21 protein-coding genes and 1 tRNA gene are annotated in these 21,192 nt (G+C 56.6%); 5 read left to right on the forward strand and 17 right to left on the reverse strand.

The features are described 5' to 3' along the window. Positions 1-136 precede the first annotated feature (136 nt). The 5 genes from QZR14_RS22455 to QZR14_RS22475 form a co-directional block, all read right to left on the reverse strand. A complete protein-coding gene (locus QZR14_RS22455) occupies positions 137-916 on the reverse strand; it encodes a hypothetical protein (protein ID WP_311997781.1) in 780 nt (259 codons plus the stop codon). Further along, entirely contained in the window at positions 913-1,299 is a 387-nt protein-coding gene (locus tag QZR14_RS22460) for a hypothetical protein (protein ID WP_311997782.1), read from the reverse strand. Before QZR14_RS22460 ends, QZR14_RS22455 begins: the two co-directional genes overlap by 4 nt. A gap of 28 nt (positions 1,300-1,327) precedes the next feature. After that, entirely contained in the window at positions 1,328-1,936 is a 609-nt protein-coding gene (locus QZR14_RS22465) for a hypothetical protein (protein ID WP_311997783.1), read from the reverse strand. 118 nt (positions 1,937-2,054) lie between these two features. Beyond that, entirely contained in the window at positions 2,055-2,876 is an 822-nt protein-coding gene (locus tag QZR14_RS22470; RefSeq protein ID WP_311997784.1) for a short-chain dehydrogenase, read from the reverse strand. Positions 2,877-3,182: 306 nt separating this feature from the next. Further along, positions 3,183-3,272, reverse strand: a tRNA-Ser gene (locus tag QZR14_RS22475). A gap of 295 nt (positions 3,273-3,567) precedes the next feature. Here QZR14_RS22475 and QZR14_RS22480 point away from each other — a divergent pair. The 3 genes from QZR14_RS22480 to QZR14_RS22490 all read left to right on the forward strand — a co-directional run bounded on the left by QZR14_RS22480 (position 3,568) and on the right by QZR14_RS22490 (position 6,301). Then, positions 3,568-4,257: a crotonase/enoyl-CoA hydratase family protein gene (locus QZR14_RS22480; RefSeq protein ID WP_311997785.1), complete on the forward strand. Its 690-nt coding sequence runs from the start codon at positions 3,568-3,570 to the stop codon at positions 4,255-4,257. A gap of 215 nt (positions 4,258-4,472) precedes the next feature. Next, positions 4,473-5,195, forward strand: a complete 723-nt coding sequence (locus QZR14_RS22485) for a lysophospholipid acyltransferase family protein (RefSeq protein WP_116032837.1) — start codon at positions 4,473-4,475, stop codon at positions 5,193-5,195. Positions 5,196-5,329: 134 nt separating this feature from the next. After that, positions 5,330-6,301 carry a magnesium and cobalt transport protein CorA gene (locus tag QZR14_RS22490; protein WP_250603924.1) on the forward strand — a complete coding sequence of 324 codons (972 nt, stop codon included), beginning with the start codon at positions 5,330-5,332 and terminating at the stop codon, positions 6,299-6,301. Between the two features lie 52 nt (positions 6,302-6,353). Here the strand turns inward: QZR14_RS22490 and QZR14_RS22495 are convergent, their stop codons facing one another. The 3 genes from QZR14_RS22495 to QZR14_RS22505 all read right to left on the reverse strand — a co-directional run bounded on the left by QZR14_RS22495 (position 6,354) and on the right by QZR14_RS22505 (position 10,543). After that, positions 6,354-7,076 (reverse strand): amidotransferase, encoded by a 723-nt coding sequence (locus QZR14_RS22495; RefSeq protein ID WP_250603922.1) that lies wholly within the window; start codon positions 7,074-7,076, stop codon positions 6,354-6,356. Between the two features lie 92 nt (positions 7,077-7,168). Further along, a complete protein-coding gene (locus QZR14_RS22500) occupies positions 7,169-9,313 on the reverse strand; it encodes a 3-hydroxyacyl-CoA dehydrogenase NAD-binding domain-containing protein (RefSeq protein WP_311997786.1) in 2,145 nt (714 codons plus the stop codon). 24 nt (positions 9,314-9,337) lie between these two features. After that, positions 9,338-10,543, reverse strand: a complete 1,206-nt coding sequence (locus QZR14_RS22505; protein ID WP_311997787.1) for an acetyl-CoA C-acetyltransferase — start codon at positions 10,541-10,543, stop codon at positions 9,338-9,340. Between the two features lie 585 nt (positions 10,544-11,128). On the opposite strand from QZR14_RS22505, the gene QZR14_RS22510 reads away from it, so the two are divergent. After that, the gene (locus QZR14_RS22510; protein ID WP_311997811.1) at positions 11,129-11,950 is read left to right on the forward strand and encodes a c-type cytochrome; all 822 of its coding nucleotides are present in this window, start codon (positions 11,129-11,131) and stop codon (positions 11,948-11,950) included. Positions 11,951-12,070: 120 nt separating this feature from the next. Here QZR14_RS22510 and QZR14_RS22515 read toward each other — a convergent pair whose 3' ends face one another. The 9 genes from QZR14_RS22515 to QZR14_RS22555 all read right to left on the reverse strand — a co-directional run bounded on the left by QZR14_RS22515 (position 12,071) and on the right by QZR14_RS22555 (position 20,346). Beyond that, positions 12,071-12,874, reverse strand: a complete 804-nt coding sequence (locus tag QZR14_RS22515; RefSeq protein WP_007914065.1) for a transglutaminase family protein — start codon at positions 12,872-12,874, stop codon at positions 12,071-12,073. Then, complete coding sequence (locus tag QZR14_RS22520) at positions 12,871-13,821, reverse strand: alpha-E domain-containing protein (RefSeq protein ID WP_007914063.1); 951 nt, start codon at positions 13,819-13,821, stop codon at positions 12,871-12,873. Before QZR14_RS22520 ends, QZR14_RS22515 begins: the two co-directional genes overlap by 4 nt. 12 nt (positions 13,822-13,833) lie before the next feature. Then, on the reverse strand, positions 13,834-15,243 hold the full coding sequence (locus QZR14_RS22525; protein ID WP_150601308.1) for a circularly permuted type 2 ATP-grasp protein: 1,410 nt from the start codon (positions 15,241-15,243) through the stop codon (positions 13,834-13,836). A 543-nt stretch (positions 15,244-15,786) separates the two neighbouring features. Further along, a complete protein-coding gene (locus QZR14_RS22530) occupies positions 15,787-16,134 on the reverse strand; it encodes a ribonuclease E inhibitor RraB (protein WP_311997788.1) in 348 nt (115 codons plus the stop codon). 208 nt (positions 16,135-16,342) lie between these two features. Next, complete coding sequence (locus tag QZR14_RS22535) at positions 16,343-16,576, reverse strand: hypothetical protein (protein WP_123449605.1); 234 nt, start codon at positions 16,574-16,576, stop codon at positions 16,343-16,345. Positions 16,577-16,925: 349 nt separating this feature from the next. Further along, positions 16,926-17,117, reverse strand: a complete 192-nt coding sequence (locus QZR14_RS22540) for a PLDc N-terminal domain-containing protein (protein ID WP_016773784.1) — start codon at positions 17,115-17,117, stop codon at positions 16,926-16,928. Between the two features lie 77 nt (positions 17,118-17,194). After that, on the reverse strand, positions 17,195-17,725 hold the full coding sequence (locus QZR14_RS22545; protein ID WP_311997789.1) for a hypothetical protein: 531 nt from the start codon (positions 17,723-17,725) through the stop codon (positions 17,195-17,197). Between the two features lie 166 nt (positions 17,726-17,891). Continuing rightward, positions 17,892-18,410 carry an ankyrin repeat domain-containing protein gene (locus QZR14_RS22550; RefSeq protein WP_250603914.1) on the reverse strand — a complete coding sequence of 173 codons (519 nt, stop codon included), beginning with the start codon at positions 18,408-18,410 and terminating at the stop codon, positions 17,892-17,894. A gap of 97 nt (positions 18,411-18,507) precedes the next feature. Next, entirely contained in the window at positions 18,508-20,346 is a 1,839-nt protein-coding gene (locus tag QZR14_RS22555; RefSeq protein WP_311997790.1) for a long-chain-acyl-CoA synthetase, read from the reverse strand. A gap of 390 nt (positions 20,347-20,736) precedes the next feature. Here QZR14_RS22555 and QZR14_RS22560 point away from each other — a divergent pair, with 390 nt between their 5' ends. Then, positions 20,737-21,015 carry a DUF3509 domain-containing protein gene (locus tag QZR14_RS22560; RefSeq protein ID WP_008080936.1) on the forward strand — a complete coding sequence of 93 codons (279 nt, stop codon included), beginning with the start codon at positions 20,737-20,739 and terminating at the stop codon, positions 21,013-21,015. Positions 21,016-21,192 lie beyond the last annotated feature (177 nt).

Consider the following 21,192-nt stretch of genomic DNA (forward strand, 5'->3'; position numbering starts at 1 on the left):
TCAACTCCAATATAAACAGTATGACACAAATGAGAATGATTGTCAATACCGTAACGGATGTTTTGAACACTATTTATTTGTATTTGGTTTAACTTATGATATTAAGTGATGGTGGGGGTTTGGTGCAGTTGTCTTATTAAATAATTTTGTGTGGAGTCCTCCCTTCTTGGATACTCCAGTAGAAGCTGTTGTACGCCGTTACAAAAGCTGGCATATGACGATGGAATAAAATCTTTGGTGCTCTGTCTATCAAACCAAACCTTGCTAATCGGTGTATTACCTCAGCAAGATTATGAAGTGGCTTGGCAGGGTCGCTGTCAAAATATGAGTAGTTTCTTCCATTTATATAGACCTGCCCTTCCTTAGGTTCCATGTGTGTAAAGTTCATTCTATTGGCGAGCTCCATGCAACCGATCATCCACTGTGGAAAGCTTTCCTCAATTGGTGGCAATTCGCTTTCAGCTATATCCCTGAGCTGATCATAACGATTTGCCCAATTTAGGATAACGGTGGGATCAGCAAGCAATGAAAATGATTTATCAGCGTGTCGGTTGTCTGGGAACATTTTATCGTAGAGCTCAATACGCCTGAAGAAAGCTATTCCCATCTCCGCTTGAGATTCATCGAGAAGCCTGTCGAACTGTTGTTGATGCTGGATGTACGTCTGAATTCGCGTGGATGCCCTGCTATCCATCGCTGCAATCCTTGCAGTATCAGCAGACCTGAAGGCCGCATAAGCAGCCAATGCCGTAGCAATAGCGGCCACAATATTAAACATGGTTCCTATGTCTAACTTTTCTTCCCAAACAAAAAATACTGCTGGCAGGTAGCCAAACTGTGCCAGCAATCTTGCAAACACAAAACCAGAGCTAAATAGCCCGACGCAACAAACGAGAATCAACCAGTCCTTTTTCATTTTCCAGTTATCGCCTTAACTAACTCTCTAACCCTTCTCAACAGAAAATACCAAGCATATGGAAGGGCAAACACTCCCAGGAGCGCCATAGCAAGTAGCTGACTCCAGAAGAAGTAATATCCCCGTCCCAAATAGCTCTGTCTAACCTCTTTCTGTACGCCAATGATATCCGGATAAATTACTAATTCAGAAGGCTCACACACTAGAGGAGCTTCTTGATATTTCTGCCACGGCCCTTTAGGTGCTTCCATCGTTTCTGTCTTGCACTTCGCAACTAACGACTCAAGTGAATCCTGCTGACGCTTATCTAGAACGTAGCCCACCATTAATACGATCACACCCACCACCACACCAAGGAGGAAAATCTTTGCAGGCTTACTCATTATTATCTACTCCTTTAGTGTGGAGACATTAGAAGAACGTCCAACCCCTGACATTATGGAAGCTGAGGTAAGCCTTGAGTTGACCTTCTAACTTCAGAATATCAGTCTCCATATTCAGGAGGGCATCTGAGTACTTCTCAAACAGCTTTCTTGACCTATCCGAATCAGAAATAGCGCCGTGTTTATTAAACTCATCATATGCCCTAACGGCGGCACCTGCTTTTTGGAATCGCCCTAAAGTCTCGTAAACCCCATCCTTCGCATCAAACAAGAACTTTGACTCTCTGTAAGCGTGCGTCAGTTTACTCGCTTTTTCATTATGGCCCTCTCTAGTTTTAGAGTACGCGCATTGGTAGAACTCAAGTGCAGCAAGATAGACACCAAATCTCTTATTGTACAAATCAAGCTTGGTTTTAGCACTCGCAATTTTCATCTGTGACCAAGCTACAGTCAGTGCAATCAATCCAACAACAGCACCAACAACACTAACAACCACCGTAACTTGAGAACTTGAATCTGGAAGTTTTTCTACAACCTTGGCAGCATGCTGGAGCACTATTACAAGGTCTCCATCTGCCATAGCAACCCCACCCCCCAACACACCTGCGAGTGCAACCACCGCTAACCCTGCTTTCATTGCGCGTCCCTTAGTAGTTATTGCTTGACTGAGAAATCAGGAGCAAAACCCAATGCCCTCCAACGCAGCGCGGGCGATGGTTTTAGTGAGGAAAACGCCCTGAAGAATAATCAGCGATCTACTCAGCGGTACCGGAGCGAGCCTCAGCGCTTGCTCTGCTGACCAGGCCGTGAATGGCCTTCGCTGCTTGCTCTAGCTTTCGTTGTTTCGCCGCAGCAGCCAACTTCTCATCAAGGACTAGCTCGATTCCCATCTTTACGACCGGAAACGCCGCCAAGCACTCATTCTCTGTCAGCTCGTGTATGCCTTGGCTAAGAATTTTGTACATCGAACGATTTTCCACGAGAAACTCGGGAAGGTGCCCTGCCAGCAGTTGTATCCGCTCTGCCATCCGCCCATTTTGATAAGCGTCATCATCCCAGCCGCTATCGTTTTTCGCGATCTGGTAAGCAGCATTTACGAGGTTCTCAAAGATTCGCCGCAGGTAGACAAATGAGCCTACCCCTACACCGTGTGCAGCCAAACCGATAGCTTTGGTGAACTCCCTGAAGTCCCCTTTAGATAGCACAGCAGAGTACAGACGCACATCGTAGGTATTAAGGTCAGCAAGAGACGGATACTGTCCGATTTTCTGCACCGTCCTGCCCTCAATGTTGAACAGAAAAAACAATTTATGGGCCGCATCCCTAGAGCATTTAAGCACGACGGCTAAACGCTTACTCCCGACCCATGCGTCGAGATCACGAGGGATGTCCGCGGTGATATGCAGATGGAAAATGCTTTGTGCATTACATCCGGGGCAGTAGGTGTCGATTGGCTCTCTAGAGAAGAATAAGTCCCAGCCAGCTTCATCGTCCTCCTCAGCAAAGGTGAATTCCTCATACAAGGGATAGGCGATACAGAATTCTTTTTTCGTAGGTGGTGGTGTCTGAGCGGTCATGCAGGCTGGCTCTAAATGGCTGGATGGCTGGATGGCTGGATGGCTGGATGGCTAATGTACTCCAGCTATGGCGTGTAGTGGCCCGATGTTATCGGGCGCCGCAGCTTGATGCCACATAGGCAGAAACTCAGAAACGGACTAACGGTAGCCATTGAGGGTAGTGGCGAGCGGAACGAAGAAAACGGGACAGCGAAGGGATTAAATCGGAGCGACTGAAGGCGGGACGTTACGAGTAGTACAATTGAGTAGTACAACCCAGAATGCAAAACGCCCGTAACTCGTTGAAGTTACAGGCGTTTTTAAATGTGGCGGTGAAGGAGAGATTCGAACTCTCGATACAGTTTCCTGTATACACACTTTCCAGGCGTGCTCCTTAAGCCACTCGGACACTTCACCGTATCTCTTCAAACATGTTCTGTCTGTCGAGGCGCGCTAATGTAGTCGAAAGCTTTTCCGATGGCAAACTTTTTTTCAGAATTTTCATGCGGTTAAGAGAAAAAATCGTTTCGCCCACAGGCAGGCTATGGCAAACCGGCCAATCTTCGGTGGGTGCAGCCCTTCTATATAGAAGCAGAACGCCTCGCCACGCCGGGTGGGCGGGGAAACGGTGACCGGCGGGTCAGTCACGGCGCTTTACCTGGCCTGCGGCGGTGGGTAACGTCTGCCCATCTTTCTTACAAGGAATAGCGTCATGAGTGAGTTGATTTCCTACCACCTCGAAGACGGTATCGCGACCCTGACCTTGAGTAACGGCAAGGTCAATGCCATTTCTCCGGACGTGATTGCGGCATTCAACGCGGCGCTGGATCAAGCGGTGACTGATCGCGCCATCGTGATCATTACCGGTCAGCCTGGAATTCTGTCTGGCGGCTATGACCTGAAAGTCATGACCGCTGGCCCTAAAGAAGCTGTGTCGCTGGTAACCGCCGGTTCGACGTTGGCGCGTCGTCTGCTCTCTCACCCGTTCCCGGTCATCGTCGCCTGCCCAGGTCATGCTGTGGCCAAGGGAGCCTTCATTCTGTTGTCTGCTGATTACCGCATCGGTGTCGATGGCCCGTTCAGCATCGGTCTGAATGAGGTGCAGATCGGCATGACCATGCACCACGCCGGTATCGAGCTGGCTCGCGATCGCCTGCGTCGCTCGGCGTTCCACCGCTCGGTGATCAACGGCGAAATGTTCGATCCAAAAAGCGCTGTGGATGCCGGTTTCCTCGACAAGGTGGTGACCGCCGAGGAACTGCAAGGCGCCGCCCTGGCCGCTGCGCGTCAGTTGAAGAAGATCAACATGCTCGCGCACAAGAACACCAAGTTGAAGGTGCGTAAAGCACTGCTGGAAGCTCTGGATAACGCGATCATCCAGGATCAGGAGCATCTGGGCTGAGCCCGGTCGATGCGCAAAAGATAAGCCCGACCGTCGTGTCGGGCTTTTTCTTGCGCGCACGGTTTAAAAGGCTGCGACAGCTCTAGGACAGGTCTGACCCTCCATTCGGAAACATGCGCTTAAACATCGGCTATCTCCGCACTCTATAGCGGCAATTGCCGAAAACAGTGCACATCCGTACACTGCGCCACCTTTTGTCCCGGTGGGGCCTGAAAATGCTGTTCGTGTTTCGTATGTTATTGATGGGCCTGCACTTTATTCTGGCAGGTGTGCTCGGGGTGATCCTCGGGATCTGCCGCCCGTTCAATCCGGACAACAGCCGTTTGTGCGCCCGCCTCTACGCGCTGCCGGCGATGTGTATTTTGCGTTTACGGGTGAAGTCCGATGTCAGCGGTTTAATGAACAAACCTGACAGCTGCGTGATCATCGCCAACCATCAGTCCAACTATGACTTGTTCGTGTTCGGCAACGTAGTGCCGCGCCGGACCGTGTGCATTGGCAAGAAGAGCCTCAAGTGGGTACCGCTGTTCGGGCAATTGTTCTGGCTGGCCGGCAATGTGTTGATCGACCGTGGCAATGCGCACAAGGCGCGCCAATCGATGCTGACCACCACCAATACCTTGCAGAACGAAGACACCTCGATCTGGGTGTTCCCGGAAGGCACGCGCAACCTCGGCGAAGAATTGCTGCCTTTCAAGAAGGGTGCGTTCCAGATGGCGATTGCTGCCGGTGTACCCATCGTTCCGGTTTGCGTCAGCAGTTACATCAAGCACATGCGCCTGAATCGCTGGCGCAGTGGGAAAATCCTTATACGCTCGTTGCCGGCAATTCCTACAGCCGGATTGACCATGGATGACATGCCGATGCTCATCAATCAATGCCGCGAACAGATGCGCGAGTGCATTGAGTCGATGGATCGGCAACTGCAAGCAGCCTGAAAAGACAACCCGCCCTGTGCGGGTTTTCTTTTGCCCGGTGAACTGTACAGATTTCACTGACTCTCAAGCATCGACACGGCTAAGCTGAAGCCTTGTATTCCCTGCCACCTGCCAAGAAGAAGTGAATCACCACCATGGGTCGAGTTGTTGCTGCTGCGGTGTACAGCGCAGGCAAGAAAGTCACCAATATTACCCTTGACGAAGGCGCTGCCTGGGCTGCGAAAACCGGCCACTTTGTGTGGATCGGTCTGGAAGAGCCAGACGCTCAGGAACTGTCCAATCTGCAACGTCAGTTCAACCTGCACGAACTGGCCATCGAAGATGCTCTGGAAAAACACAGTCGACCGAAGCTGGAAACCTTTGGCGACGCCTTGTTTATCGTCACCTACTCGCCCATCCGTGAAAACGGCGTTCTGCAATTCATCGAAACGCACATCTTCGCGGGCAAGGGCTACATCATCACCGCGCGTAACGGTCACTCGGCGTCCTACGCCCATGTTCGCCAACGTTGTGAGGCGCGTCCGCTATTGCTGGAGCACGGGGAAGATTTCGTACTGTATGCGTTGCTCGATTTTGTCATCGAAAACTATCAGCCGGTCGGCGAAGCGATCCATGCCGAGATCGATGAGCTTGAGCGCAATGTTTTGTGCAGTGCGTTGAATGAGCGTGACATTCAGAAGCTGCATGGCTTGCGTCGCGATGTCGTGCGCCTGCGTCGGTATGCAGCGCCGATGGTGGAGATTGGCGAGGAACTGCAGAAGTTGAGTTTCCCGTTTATCGACAAGAACATGCGCCCGTACTTCCGCGATGTGCAGATTCACGTCACACGGCAAATGGAAGACCTCACCACCCTCGCCGACATAGCTAGCCAGACCATCGAGATTGGTGTGTTGCTTGAGGCATCACGGCAAAGCGTGGTGCAACGCAAGTTCGCTGCCTGGGCGGCGATTCTGGCGTTTCCGACGGCGGTGGCAGGGATTTACGGGATGAACTTCCAGAACATGCCGGAGTTGAGCTGGCACTACGGCTATTTCGGTGTGTTGGGGTTTATTACCGTGGGATGTGTGAGTTTGTGGGCAAGTTTCAAGAAGTCGGGCTGGTTGTAGAGCAAACCGAGTTGTCTGGAACATTCGCGAGCCTGCTCGCGAAGCTTTGGCCTTAGACAGTTTCTGGCTTGTGCGCCACAAACCGCATCATCCATTCGGCAACCGTGGTGCCATGGTGCTCCTGCTCCAGGCTCGCCACGCCTTTGCTGTAGATATGCGAACCCAGCGCTTCCTGTCGCAGATCCAGCAGCGCCCGCGAATAATCGTGGATGAATTCTGGATGCCCCTGGAAACACAGCACTTGATCATTGATGTGATACGCTGCAAACGGGCAAAAATCGCTCGAAGCAATGACCGTGGCATTCTCTGGTAGCGCCGTGACCTGATCCTGGTGACTGATCAGCAGCGTCAACTCTTCGCGTACCGGGCTCATCCACGGCGCCTTCGCCGCGAGTTTGTAGTTGTGGGTGCCGACGCCCCAACCCTGAGTCGCACGCTCGCTCTTGCCACCGAGCAGCAGCGCCAGCAGTTGGTGGCCGAAGCACACGCCGAGGAGTTTGTCGCCACGCTCGTAACGGCTCAGCAGGTATTTCTTTAGGGTTTGAATCCACGGGTCAGTGCCGAACGAATCGGCCTTGCTGCCGGTGACCAGATAAGCGTCGAAGGCCTGGTCGTCGCTCGGGTATTCGCCCTGCATCACGTTGTAGACAGTGAACTCGGCGGCAATCGGTTGCTGCGAGAACAGGCGCTGGAACATCTGCCCGTAACCCTGATATTGATCGACCAGTTCCGGACGCAGGATGTCGGTTTCCAGAATGCAGATGCGTAGCGACATAAAAAATACCTGACACGTGACGGGAATAATGAACACCTCAGAGCCTGCCCTGAAACACCCAGGCAAGGCAAGCCCCGGAATGCTCGTTGTCCTTAGAACATTTCACCTTTCGCTGCTTTATCCAGCAGCAACGCAGGCGGCGCAAAACGCTCGCCATATTGCTCGGCCAGATACTGCGCGCGGGCGACGAAATCCTTCACGCCGTATTGGTTGATGAACTGCAACGCGCCGCCGGTCCACGGCGCAAAACCAATACCGAAGATCGAGCCGACGTTGGCATCTGCCGTCGAGGTCAGCACGCCCTCCTCCACACAACGGACGGTTTCAATGGCTTGTACAAACAGCAGCCGATCGCGCACGTCTTTGGGCGAAATCTGCCCGTCAGCCTTCTCGAAACGCGCCTTCAGTTCGGGCCACAGATGTTTCTGCCCACCAGCCGGGTAATCGTAAAAACCGCCACCCGCCGCTTTACCCGGTCGCTTGTATTCGTTGAGCAGCAAGTCAATCACGGCGAAGGCCGGGTGCTCAATCAGCGGTTTCCCTTCTGCCTGTAGGTCCTTGGCGGTTTGCTGACGGATATGGCTCATCAGGCTGAGGGAAACTTCGTCAGAGATCGCCAGAGGTCCGACCGGCATCCCGGCCTTGCGCGCTTCGGTCTCGATCATCGGCGCACTCACGCCTTCACCGAGCATGGCGATACCTTCGTTGGTGAAGGTGCCGAACACCCTTGAAGTAAAGAAGCCACGACTGTCGTTGACGACGATCGGGGTCTTCTTGATTTGCAGAACGAAATCAAAACCGCGCGCGAGGGTTTCATCGCTGGTCTGCGCACCCTTGATGATTTCCACCAGCGGCATTTTTTCCACCGGGCTGAAGAAATGCAGGCCGATGAATTTGCTTTGATCCGCAACAGCAGTCGCCAGACCGGTAATCGGCAGCGTCGACGTGTTGGAGGCGATGACGGCTTCGGCGCCAACAACCTGCTGGGCTGCGGAAGAGACTTTCGCCTTCAGATCGCGATCCTCAAACACCGCTTCGATGATCAGATCGCAACCCGCCAGATCGGCATCACTTTCAGTAGTGTGAATCCGCGCCAGCACTGCCTCACGCTTCGACGCCTCCATCTGCCCGCGGGCGACTTTCTTGTCCAGTAACGCTGCCGAGTGAGCCTTGCCTTTCTCGGCGGCCGCGAGATTGATGTCCTTGAGCACCACCTCAATTCCGGCTGATGCACTGACAAAAGCAATCCCGGCGCCCATCATTCCGGCACCTAGCACGCCGACTTTCTGCGTTTTATAAGGTGCAAAACCCTGCGGCCGCGAACCGCCGGCGTTGATCTCATTGAGTTGAAACCAGAAGGTGCCGATCAGGTTTTTCGAGATCTGCCCGGTGGTCAGTTCGGTGAAGTAACGGGTTTCGATCAAGTGCGCGGTGTCGAAATCGACCTGAGCGCCCTCGACTGCGGCGCAGAGGATTTTCTCCGGCGCTGGCAGAGTGCCTTGGGTCTTGCTGCGCAGAATCGACGGCGCAATCGCCAGCATCTGCGCCACTTTCGGATTCGACGGCGTGCCGCCGGGAATCTGATAGCCCTTCACATCCCAACGCTGCACTGCGCTCGGATTGGCGACGATCCAGGCGCGCGCCTTGGCCAGCAATTCGTCGCGATCCGCCGCCAGCTCATCAATCAAACCGGCCTGCAACGCCTGCTGTGGACGCACTTTCTTGCCTTCGAGCAGATACGGCAGCGCTTTCTCGAGACCGAGCATGCGCACCATGCGCACCACCCCGCCACCGCCGGGCAGCAGACCGAGGGTCACTTCCGGCAGGCCGAGTTGCACCGACGCGTCGTCCAGCGCCACCCGGCGGTGGCAGGCGAGGCAGATTTCCCAGCCTCCGCCCAGCGCCGCGCCGTTGATCGCCGCAACCACCGGTTTGCCGAGGGTTTCCAGAGTGCGCAACTGCGCCTTGAGGGTCAGCACCATGTCGTAGAAGGCTTTGGCTTCAGGCTTGCCGACCTTGATCAGTTCGTTGAGGTCGCCACCGGCGAAAAAAGTTTTCTTCGCTGAGGTGATGATGACGCCGGCAATGCTGTCTTTTTCAGCTACCAGCCGGGCGACGCAGGCGGCCATGGCCTCGCGGTACACGGCGTTCATGGTGTTGGCGCTCTGGCCCGGCATATCGATGGTCAGCACGACGATAGCGTCCTGGCCTTTTTCGTAACGAATGGCTTCGCTCATAACAAGGTTCCTTGAATTCGGGGTTCAGAGGCGTTCGATGATGGTGGCAATGCCCATGCCGCCGCCGACGCACAGCGTCGCCAGGCCATAGCGCAGGCGCCGCGCTTCCAGTTCATCGAGCAAGGTGCCGAGGATCGCGCAACCGGTGGCACCCAACGGATGCCCCATGGCGATTGAACCGCCGTTGACATTGACCTTGTCCGGGTCGACCGCCATGTCCTTGATGAACTTGAGCACCACCGAGGCAAACGCTTCGTTGACCTCGAACAGGTCGATGTCTTCAACGCGCAGCCCGGCCTTGGCCAGTGCCTTGCGCGTTGCCGGCGCGGGGCCGGTGAGCATGATGGTCGGATCGGTACTGGTGACTGCCGTGGCAACAATGCGCGCCCGGGGTTGCAGGCCCAGTGACCGACCTTTGGCTTCGGAGCCGATCAGCATCACTGCCGCACCGTCGACGATCCCGGAACTGTTACCCGGTGTGTGCACGTGATTGATTCGTTCGACATGGCTGTAGACCCGCAGCGCCGTGGCGTCAAAACCCATCTGGCCGATCATTTCGAAACTCGGCTTGAGCTTGCCCAAGCCTTCAAGGGTCGATTCGGCGCGGATGAACTCATCGTGGTCGAGCAGGATGATGCCGTTCTGATCCTGCACCGGCACCAACGACTTGTTGAACGAGCCATCGGCCCGCGCCCGCGCGGCTTTCTGCTGCGAGTGCAGCGCATAGGCATCGACGTCCTGACGACTGAAGCCTTCCAGCGTAGCAATCAGATCGGCACCGACGCCTTGCGGGGTGAAATGGCTGTGCAGGTTGGTCTGCGGATCCAGCGCCCAGGCACCACCGTCGCTGCCCATTGGCACCCGCGACATTGACTCGACGCCGCCGACCACTACGAGGTCTTCGAAACCCGAGCGCACTTTCATCGCGCCGAGGTTGACCGCTTCCAGTCCCGAGGCGCAGAACCGGTTGATCTGCACGCCCGCGACGCTGACGTCCCAATCGGCTACTTGCACGGCGGTTTTGGCGATGTCCGAGCCTTGATCGCCAATTGGCGTCACGCAGCCGAGCACCACGTCATCGACCTGGCTGGTATCCAGCGAGGTGCGTTCTTGCAGCGCGGTCAGCAGACCGGCCACCAGATTCACCGGTTTGACGCTGTGCAGGGCACCATCGGCCTTGCCTTTGCCACGGGGCGTGCGTAACGCATCGAATATCAAAGCTTGGGTCATGACGTCCTCGAACCTGTGCGGGGAGTGATTGCTTGTACCTCCACTCTTGGCCCGAGCGGCCATGGATTCAATGACCACAGCGCTCAATGCGGTTGACGGACACGCTCAGACGGACGGTCATTAACTGTCGGGTGAACCGGTTCAGGTCGGCGAGTTGTCTAGCCAGCGGGCGGCAAAGAAGCTGGCAATAAGCCTCATGCCTTTTTTATAGCAACTGGCGAGCGCTCCATATGAAATGGATCTAAGCCAAGCGTGACGTGGCCCCTAATGTAGAACATGTACGTCAGTGTCGTCGGGTTTTGCCGAGGCAGACGTTCTTCAACAGGAAGTGCAACGCTTGCCGTCATGGATATGCAGGCAAGCATCAGGAAATAACAATAAAGGCGGTCAAGCCATGTTCAAACAACCGAAAGTTCGTCAAGCAGGGCTCATTCTTTTCGCCACGACGCTGTTGTTGATTTTGCCGAATCTGACCAAGGTCATCGGTTGAGTCGAGCGGCGGGTGCTGTTCATCGCCACTGAAAATGTGACTGGCCCGCTACCCGGGCCAGCGTGGCTGTGCCAACCTTGGCGCACTCCCACGACATGGACGGCGATCATTTGAAAGCGCTCACTCTTCTGGGGGCCATGCTGCTGAGCATGCCCTTGTCTGCCGCACAGTTGGATCTGCAACTGGGCGCAAACAGCCGCACCTGGCAGACCGAGGAATTGCTCAAGCATCCTCAAGTGCAAACCCTGACGATCAAAAACGATGTGTCCTACAAGAAGGACATGACCTATCGCGCCGTGCCCGTGGCCGCTCTGCTGAGCGGGATCAAACCGCAAGATCACCTGCAAGCGGTGGCACTGGACGGCTTTGCCGCAGAATTGGCCGCGGCGCCGTTGCTCAATACAACAGGTGCGCGGGCTTGGCTGGCTATCGAAGATCCGGCTCAGCCGTGGCCGCCGCTGTCGGAAGGCGAGCACAGCGCCGGGCCGTTCTATCTGGTCTGGAGCGATCCGCAGGCCGGCAATATCAGTCCGGAGCAATGGCCATTTCAAGTTGCGAGCATCAAGCGTATGGCGCCAGTGAGCGAACGCTTCCCGGCCCTGCTGCCGGATCCTGCATTGAAAGCGGATGACCCGGTGAACCAAGGCTTTGCGCTGTTTCAGAAAAACTGTCTGGCGTGTCATCGGTTGAACGGTGCGGGGGATGCGCAATTCGGGCCGGATCTGAATATTCCGTATAACCCGACCGAGTATTTCGGCGCGGATTTCCTAAAGCGCTACATTCGTGATCCGCAGAGCTTGCGTCAGTGGCCGCAGGCGAAGATGCCGGGCTTTTCGGCAGAAGTGTTGCCGGAGGGGGATTTGGAATTGCTGGTGGGTTATCTGAAACACATGGCTGGGCGCAAGGTTAAGCCGTAACGCCATTTCCCTTGTGGGAGCGAGCCTGCTCGCGAAAGCGGCGTGTCAGAACACTGCATCAGTGACTGATAAACCGCCTTCGCGAGCAGGCTCGCTCCCACAGGGTTTGTATGAAGCAATTTATTGTTGCTGGACCGAGATGATCGGGGTCGGCGACACGAACACTTTTGCATGCATCTGCTCACATCCGCCGCCACGGCGCATGCCGCGCACCGGGCAGGCATCCAGATAATCCAGGCCCACCGCCAGTTTCAAGTGCCGCTCCGGCCGCGCCAATTCGTTGGTCACGTCAAAGCTGTACCAAGCGTCATCCAGCCACGCTTCTGCCCACGCATGGCTGGCCAGATGCTCACAATCCTCGCTGTACAGATATCCCGACACATAACGCGACGGAATCCCGAGACTACGCGCGCAAGCCAGAAACGCATGAGCATGATCCTGGCAGACACCCGCACGCCCGGCAAAGGCCTCAGCGGCGCTGGTATCAACCTCGGTGGACCCCGGCGTGTAGGTCATGTGTTGATTCAAGCCATGCATCAGATCGATCAGCGCCGTACGATCACGCCGCTGCTTGCAGGACTTCTCGGCGAACGCGCGCAAGGCCTCATCCGCCTCGGTCAACCGGGTAAAGCGCAGGAACGGCAGCGCCGACTGGCTCTCATGCTCGGCCTCGCGCAGCTCGTCGATATCGACCTGCCCGCGCGCACCGATGATGATCGCTTCGTGCGGTTCATCCATGGTCAGCACGTGCAGGATATTGCCGAACGGATCGAGTTGCGCACGCACCGGGCGCGGCAGGTCGAGCTGCCAGCTCAACACGTGCTGACGTTCGCTGTCGTGTGGGGTCAGCCGCAGGTACTGGATGCTCGCCCGCACCTGATCTTCGTAGTGATAGGTGGTCTCGTGGCTAATGGAAAGTCTCATGCAGCCTCCAGGTAGGAACTGTGAATGGCGTTACCCAACTGGCGCACCAGCGGGATGAATTCGGTCAGCCAGGCGTGCAGGCCTTCCTCGAGTATTTCGTTGATGCCGGTGTAGCGCAGGCGTGCGTCCATTTCGGCCGCCAGACGTTGTGCCGGCCGGCCATTGGCGCCAGGCAACTGCGCGAGAATCTGGTCGATCTCTTCGGTGCAGGCCCGTAGCGAACGCGGTACATCGGCGCGCAACAACAGCAACTCGGCGACATGCCGGGCACCGGGCGCATCGCGGTAGATTTCGGTGTAGGCCTCGAACGACGACAAGGCGCGCAGCAAGGCACTCCACTGGTAATAGGCGTGGGCCGTACCGTCGCTGACTGCTTCAGCCTGATCGCCAGCCATTTCATAGCGCGCATCGAGCAATCGCAGGGTGTTGTCCGCGCGTTCGATGAACGTACCGAGGCGAATGAAACGAAAGGCATCGTTACGCATGATCGTGCCGTAAGACGCACCACGAAACAGGTGTGAACGCTCCTTGATCCACTCACAGAAACGGCTCATGCCATAGCGGCTGAGGCCCTGTTCAGCAATCCCGCGAATCTCCAGCCACGTCGCGTTGATGTTCTCCCACATGTCCGCCGTGATCCGCCCGCGCACGGCGTGCGCACTGGCACGCGCCGCGCCGAGGCAACTGTAAATGCTCGCCGGATTGGCGGCATCGAGGGCGAAAAAGTGCAACAGGCGTTCGGCATGCAGCGCACCGTGACGCTCCAGATAATCATCGAGGGTGCCGGTGATCAGCAACGGCATGGCCAATTCGTGCAAACCATCGCCGCGACCATCCTGCGGCATCAGCGACAGCGAATAACTGATGTCGAGCATCCGTGCGAGGTTTTCCGCCCGCTCCAGGTAACGCGACATCCAATACAGATCCGAGGCAGTTCTACTTAACATGGCAAGCTTCCTTCAATCCTCGACCACCCAGGTGTCCTTGGTTCCGCCGCCCTGGGAGGAATTCACCACCAGGGAGCCTTCGCGCAGTGCAACGCGGGTCAAACCGCCAGGCACCACCCGGGTTTCGCGACCGGACAAGACAAACGGACGCAAGTCGATATGGCGTGGCGCGATGCCGTTTTCGACAAAGGTCGGACAGGTCGACAGCGACAGCGTCGGTTGCGCGATGTACGCGTGGGGTTTGGCTTTGATGCGCTCGCGGAAGGCATCGATTTCCGCCTTCGTCGACGCCGGCCCCACCAGCATTCCGTAACCGCCGGAACCTTGGGTTTCCTTGACCACCAGATCTGGAAGATTGGCCAGCACATGGGAAAGTTCAGACGGATTGCGGCATTGCCAGGTCGGTACGTTCTTCAGAATCGGCTCTTCGTCGAGGTAGAACCGGATCATGTCGGTGACAAACGGATACACCGATTTGTCGTCCGCCACGCCAGTGCCGATGGCGTTGGCCAGCACTACGTTGCCGGAGCGGTAGGACGACAGCAGGCCCGGCACACCAAGCATCGAGTCGGGGTTGAAGGCCAGCGGGTCGAGGAATGCGTCGTCGAGGCGGCGGTAGATCACGTCCACCGCTTTCGGGCCGTCGGTGGTGCGCATGAAGACCTTGTCGTCACGCACGAACAGATCCGCGCCCTCGACCAGTTCCACGCCCATTTCCCTGGCCAGGAACGCGTGTTCGAAGAAGGCGCTGTTGAAGCGTCCCGGCGTCAGCACCACTACGCTGGGGTTATCAATCGGACTGGAGCTTTTCAGGGTGTCGAGCAACAGGTTCGGGTAGTGATCGATCGGTGCAATGCGCTGCGCGGCGAACAGCTCCGGGAACAGGCGCATCATCATCTTGCGGTCTTCGAGCATGTAGCTCACGCCGCTCGGTGTGCGCAGATTGTCTTCGAGCACGTAATAAGTGCCGTCGCCATCGCGTACCAGATCGACGCCGGAGATGTGCGAATAGATATCGCGGTGCAGATCCAGGCCCTGCATCGCCAACTGATATTGCTCGTTGGCCAGTACCTGTTCGGCGGGAATGATCCCGGCCTTGATGATGCGCTGCTCGTGATAGAGGTCGGCGAGGAACATGTTCAGCGCCTTGACCCGCTGGATGCAGCCGCGCTCGACGATCCGCCACTCGCTGGCGGGGATGCTGCGCGGAATGGTGTCGAAAGGAATCAGGCGCTCGGTGCCCTGCTCGTCCCCATAGAGCGTGAAGGTAATCCCGGCGCGATGGAACAGCAGATCGGCCTCGCGTCGCCGCTGGGCCAGCAGTTCGTCTGGCGTGTCAGCCAGCCATCGGGCGAACTCCCGATAATGCGGGCGAACCTGGCCGCCGGCATCGTACATCTCATCAAAATAGGTGCGGATCATGCCGTACTCCTTGTCACCCGGACATACAGGCCTTCGCAAGGCCCGTGCCATCGGCATAAACGCTTTGATTTCAATCGGTTGGAAATACACGCCGCAGGCACCGCACCATTCCTGTGCGGCAATTGCCCCAACCGGATTGCCCCCGCTTCATTGCGACGCACTGCATCGCCTATCACCAGCATAGTCAGAGTTGATTTCACTGCCCGGCGCTGCCTAAGGATAATCCGCGCATCCGCTGCAAAACTTCACCGACCAGCGTGCCATGAAGTCAGCAGCTCAACTGATCCGGACTGCCCGCGCAGCCCGCCCCGCTGTAACCCTGACCGGTTTCCTCTCCTTATCGGTCTTCCCTTTTAGCCACCCTCTCCGGTGGCTTTTTTTTGCCTTTTGGAAATGTTTTGAAAGCAAAAGCAAAAGATCGCAGCCTCCGGCAGCTCCTATACCGATCACCTGTAGGAGCTGCCGGAGGCTGCAATCTTTTGCTCTTTAAAAAACAACGGCCGACCCAAAGGTCAGCCGTTGCTCGATAAATGAAAACAGAGATCAGTTCAAACGATGGCGGTTGCGCACCTCCTGCTTGACGCCCCAGCCTTCGATGATGCCGCCCAACGGTTCGACCACGGCCGAAAAACCCTGCTCGAAGTCGCCGATATCGTCATACGTCGCGTACATCACTTTGCTCAATTCCAGTGCCCACGCACCGTCCTCACGCAGGCTGACCTGGGCATTGATGGACTCACCGCGAAATTTGCCTGCCGCCCTGCGCGCCCGCTCCTCGTCCGGGAAAATGGCGTAGAACTCGATGGGATGGAATCGGGAAAAATCGAAACCGCCTTCTTTCATGCGGCGCAGAACATTGCTGCTGATGTCTTCTTGATAGGCTGTGCTCATGAATCGTCCCCCTCGCATAGATGGATAGACTTTCCGTATTCCCGCCCCGGGCCTTTGGCCAAAGTACGACGGCAACGTGGTTGCACGCGGGAACAAGCATGTAGCTGACAAGACCAGACCTTAGCGATCCGTTCGCTGATCTCGCTTGCAGAGTAGCCCCAAGATAGAGCTGCTGCCAAGGCCTGGTTTACGAGATGACAGGAAGTGTTCAGACAGGTGTGATGCTGCGGATTTCGATGCCGTTCTGAGTCTTGAGGTTTTTCACCCCGGCATCGGCGGTGCGCCCTTCCAGATCGTTCAGATCCAGCTTCGCGGCAACCGGAAGCAGCCGCTCCTTGATCAGACGCGCGGCTTCATCATCGGACGGGCATTCCTCACGTTCGAAGACTTCATCAAGAATTTCACCGTGATCATCCACGAAAGTGACTTTCCACTTTTGCATCAGTGCCTCCTCGATCAAACCCGCAAATGGGCTTACACCTATCTCGACTTTGGACGCCGGGGGTTGGTTCAAAAGGATTACAGCGGGGGAAGATGAAAAAAGCGACATCTTCAGATTGGCCGGACAAATGTGGGGGCGAGCCTGCTCGCGATGGCGGTTTATCATTCAACAAATATGTTGGCTGACAGTCCGATTTCGCGAGCAAGCTCGCTCCCACAGGGGGTTTGCAGTGTTCTTTTAATCGTTGCCTGGCTTGGTGATCGCCTGCAGCACGTTGCCGAAGATGACCAGTGGAACCTCACCTCATCAGCCAGCTCCCACAGGTTATGGGTTGTCCATGAGAGCGGGGTCAGATCCGCACGTTACCCCGCGGTCCGGCAATCGCCCAGATGATCAGGCCCAGCACCGGCAGGAGGATGATCAGCAGCACCCAGACGATTTTCATCCCGGTGGACGCGCCGCTTTTCAGCACATTGATGATGGCCCAGATGTCGAGGGCGAGGATGATCAGGCCGATCAGACCGTTGAACGTGGAACCCATGGTGTCGCTCCAGAATAGTGGCATGCACTTTTAGGATAGACGGTCACGCGCAGGGTTCCCTTTTATTGCGAACTCGCTCAGACGTGAACGGCGATCTTCAACGCTTCAAGCGATGGCGCAGCGGCGATGCCGACTTCGGCGCACAGCTCCAGCACCCGTGGCACGTCGTTGCCGTAGACCAGCACCACCTGCAGTTCGTCGTCGAGCAACTGGCTGAAGTTCATCAGCGTGTAACCGCCGTTTTCCTTGTTCAGGCTGCTCATCTGCACCTGAATGCGGTTAAGGGCAGTCAGTGCTTCGGTCTTGGCCAGTTGCTTGGGCTTGAGGTTGAAATCCACGCCCGGACCGAACGAGGCAACGATCTGCGCGAACAGGTCGACATAGGTGTCCGCCTGGAACAACACGGTTTCCGGCAGACTGCCGACCACTACCCACTCGCCCAGCGGAATCGGGAAGGTATCGTCGAAGTTGATATCCGGGTTGGCGGCCAGAAAGGCATCGGCATCGGCGTAGGCCTGCGCGGCTTCGTCGGCCACTTTCAGGATCTCGTCCTCGCCCATGCAGCCGGAGCTGATTTTGCTGATGAGTTCGACGAGTGCGGCTTTCATGAGGGCGGATCCTGTGGCGAAGGTGAATTTCGAGGGCGCGGAGGATAGCGCACAAAGCAAAAGATCGCAGCCTTCTGCAGCGCCTACCGACTCAGCATTCGTCCGCGAAACTGGCGGCGAACGCATCAGTGCAGGAGCTGCCGCAGGCTGCGACCTATTGATCCTATCAACCCGACAGTTTTTCCAGCTGCGCGGTGGTGTCGACTGCACCCATCGTGCGCGCCGCGTCCAGCGCCGTGACGCCATTGGCATCCTTGGCTTGCGGATTTGCGCCTTTGCTGATCAGGTAATCAACGATTTCAACGCGGTTGAACATCGCCGCCATCATCAGCGCCGTACGGCCATCAAACGACGAGCCTTCAATCTCGGCGCCCGCTTCAACCAGCGCCTTGACCACCGGCAAATCGCCCTTGAATGCGGCGCCGGCAATCGGACTCTGGCCGTTGCCATTGCGCATTTCCGGGTCGGCCTTGTGTTTAAGCAACACCTGCACCGCATCCAGATGGCCGTAATAGCTAGCCAACATCAACAACGTGTCGCCCTTGCTGTTCTTCAGGTTCACCGGCAAACCGGCCGTGACCAAGCGATCAAGCATCTCGGCATCACCTTCGCGCGCCTTGTTGAAAACCTGCTCGGTGAATTCGGCAGCTTCTTCAGGGGTCATCTGGCGGCTTTGGTCGGACATGGGGCAACTCCACTTTCGGTCAATCGGAAAGCCGACAGTTTCCCGAGCGAGACGCAGGCTGTCACCCCCTTTTTCTCAAGTCAGCTCATAGTTGGATTCAATAACGATGCTTGCCCTGATGAATCTCCGCCAACACTTCATCGGTGACGCGAACGTAAGTCTGGGTGCCGGGCAGCCAGGCGTAAATCGGGTCATCGCCTGTCCGGCCGAGGTCGAAGCCTTCATTTTTCAATCGGGTTTTCTGGTATTTGAAGGTGCCGGTGGTTTCCATTTTCACTTTGACTCGCAGAAACAACGGCACCGCATAGGCCGGCATGCGTTCCCGGACGAAGGTCAGCAACTCGGCGAAATCCAGGGTCGCGAGGGATTCCGCCGGAGTAATCGCCGCCATCCCGGCGCGGCCGTTGGTATTGCGGATTTCCACGCCATAGGCCACCGCCTCGGAGATATGCGGATGCTGCAGCAACAGGTTTTCGACTTCGGTGGTCGAGACGTTCTCGCCCTTCCAGCGGTAGGTGTCGCCGAGACGATCAACAAATTGGGCGTGGCCGAAGCCGATGTTACGCAGCAGGTCGCCGGTGTTGAAAAAACGATCACCTTTGGCAAACACATCGTGCAGCACAACCTTGGCGGTTTTCTGCGGATCGGTGTAGCCGTCCAGCGGGGCTTTTTCGTCGATCCGCGCCAACAGTAGACCCTGCTCGCCTTTGCCGACCTTGCGCAGGAATCCGTCAGGGCTGCGGATCGGTTCGCCACTGTCATGGTCGTAGGCCACCAATTCCCAGGCCATCAGGGAAAAACCGATGGTGTTGTCGAAGTTGAGAATATTGGTGAAACCAATGTTGCCGTCGCTCGCTGCGTACAGCTCACAGATGTGTTCGACCGCGAAACGCGTCTTGAACTCGGCCCAGGCGCCGGGGCGCAAGCCGTTGCCGATCATCTTGCGCACGCCGTGGCGACTGTCATCGGCACTGGCCGGTTGATCGACCAGATAACGGCACAACTCGCCGACGTAACCGATGGTGGTCGCGCGATAGCGGCGCACATCGTTCCAGAACTGACTGGCGCTGAATTTGCGCCGGATCGCGAAACCCGAAGCACCGTTGACCGCCGAACCCCAGCACACACACAGACCGGTGGCGTGGTACAGCGGCAAGGTGCAGTAGACGACGTCGTCGGGGCCCATATTGAGCGCGATCATGCCGAAACTGGCGGAGCTGCGCATCCAGCGCCCGTGTTTGAAAACTCCGGCTTTAGGCAGGCCGGTGGTGCCGGAGGTGTAAATGTAGAAACACGGGTCGTCGAAGAAGATCTGCTGGCTGCTCGGCGGATTCTCACTGGACGCATCGGCGCTGGCGCTGATCAGATTGACGTAGCCGTCGGGCGCAATGCCCGGATGGCTGTAGGTGTCCTGATCGGCGACAAACCAGGTGCGTGGTGCGCTGATTGCCACTTGATCACGAATCGCCGCATACGCCGCCAACAGTTCTTCGCCCACGACGATCGCCACCGGCGCCACCAGATTCACGCTGTGGATGAGCGTATCGCGGGTTTGCGAGGTATTGAGCAGCGCACTGACCGCGCCGACCTTGGCCAGCGCCAGAATGGTCACCAGCAATTCAGGGCGGTTTTCGATAAACACCGCGACCACGTCGCCCTTGCCGATGCCCTGCCCGTTCAGATAGTGAGCGATGCGGTTGGCCCACTGGTTGACCTGCGCATAACTCAATCGCACATCGCCGTGCAGTAACGCCGGCCCCTCGGGATTGCGCAGCGTCGCTTGCTCGAATGTCCAGCCAAGGCCACAACTTTGGGTCGGATCCGTGACATTGGCCACCTTCATGCCCTTGACCACCCGCAGGATGGCTTTGGCAATCATCGGCAGTTTGCGGAGCATCATGCCCCAGGTAATCGTGTCGCTTGGCGCGTGACTCATGGAAGCTCCCCGTTCGACCTTGGCATGCAGGTCGATGTTTTTATTTTTCGGGCTTTGGCTTGAAGCAACCGGCGCCTTGGAGCGCGGGTCGAGATCGAAAATACGTCAGCGCTTCTCGGGCTGTACACGCGGTTTTTGCAATGTTTTGTATCCGCTGATCTTTACGGAGCGCAGGTGATCTGCGGATCAGCGATTGGTTCCATCGATTCGACATCGATCACGCAAAATGCAGGATGCACGATGGCCATTCATGCAGTTTGCACGACGACCTGAATTTTGATTATTTTTAACTCGTTGATTTACAAAGATATTTTTATTTTCAAATGCTGGCACAATCGCTGCAACCTCCTCTGCATGCTTGCCATTCAAGTGCATACGGAGCTGAAAAACATGAGCCTGATCCAAGAAAAATTTACCTCCCTGTTCTCCAACTTCGACGTCACCACTGCGCCACGTCCCGATGGCGGGATCCTGCTGACGCTGCGCAGCAGCGACGGCAAAGTATTTAAACGCGCACTGACCTACCAGCAACTGCATGCCGGCGACCAACTGTCGTGGGCGATCAGTGCAATTCGCCGCGACCTGGCTGAACAAGCCAGCGAGTTGCCGCAAATTGCCATGCTGCAGAGCCAGCAGCGTTTTGCTCTGCCGACGTATCACTCGCTGTAATTTTTAAAGCGCTTTAAACAAAACCGGCCGTGGAGCTTTCGCTTCACGGCCGGTTTTTTGTGGCTTGCGCACAACCTTGTGGCAGCGAGCCTGCTCGCAAATGGGTGTGTCAGCCACTGAAAAGGCTGGCTGAACGGACACTTTCGTCGGAACGCCGCGCGGAGCAGGCTCGCTCCC

It is taken from the genome of Pseudomonas sp. rhizo66 (assembly GCF_031931925.1).
Lineage (GTDB): Bacteria > Pseudomonadota > Gammaproteobacteria > Pseudomonadales > Pseudomonadaceae > Aquipseudomonas.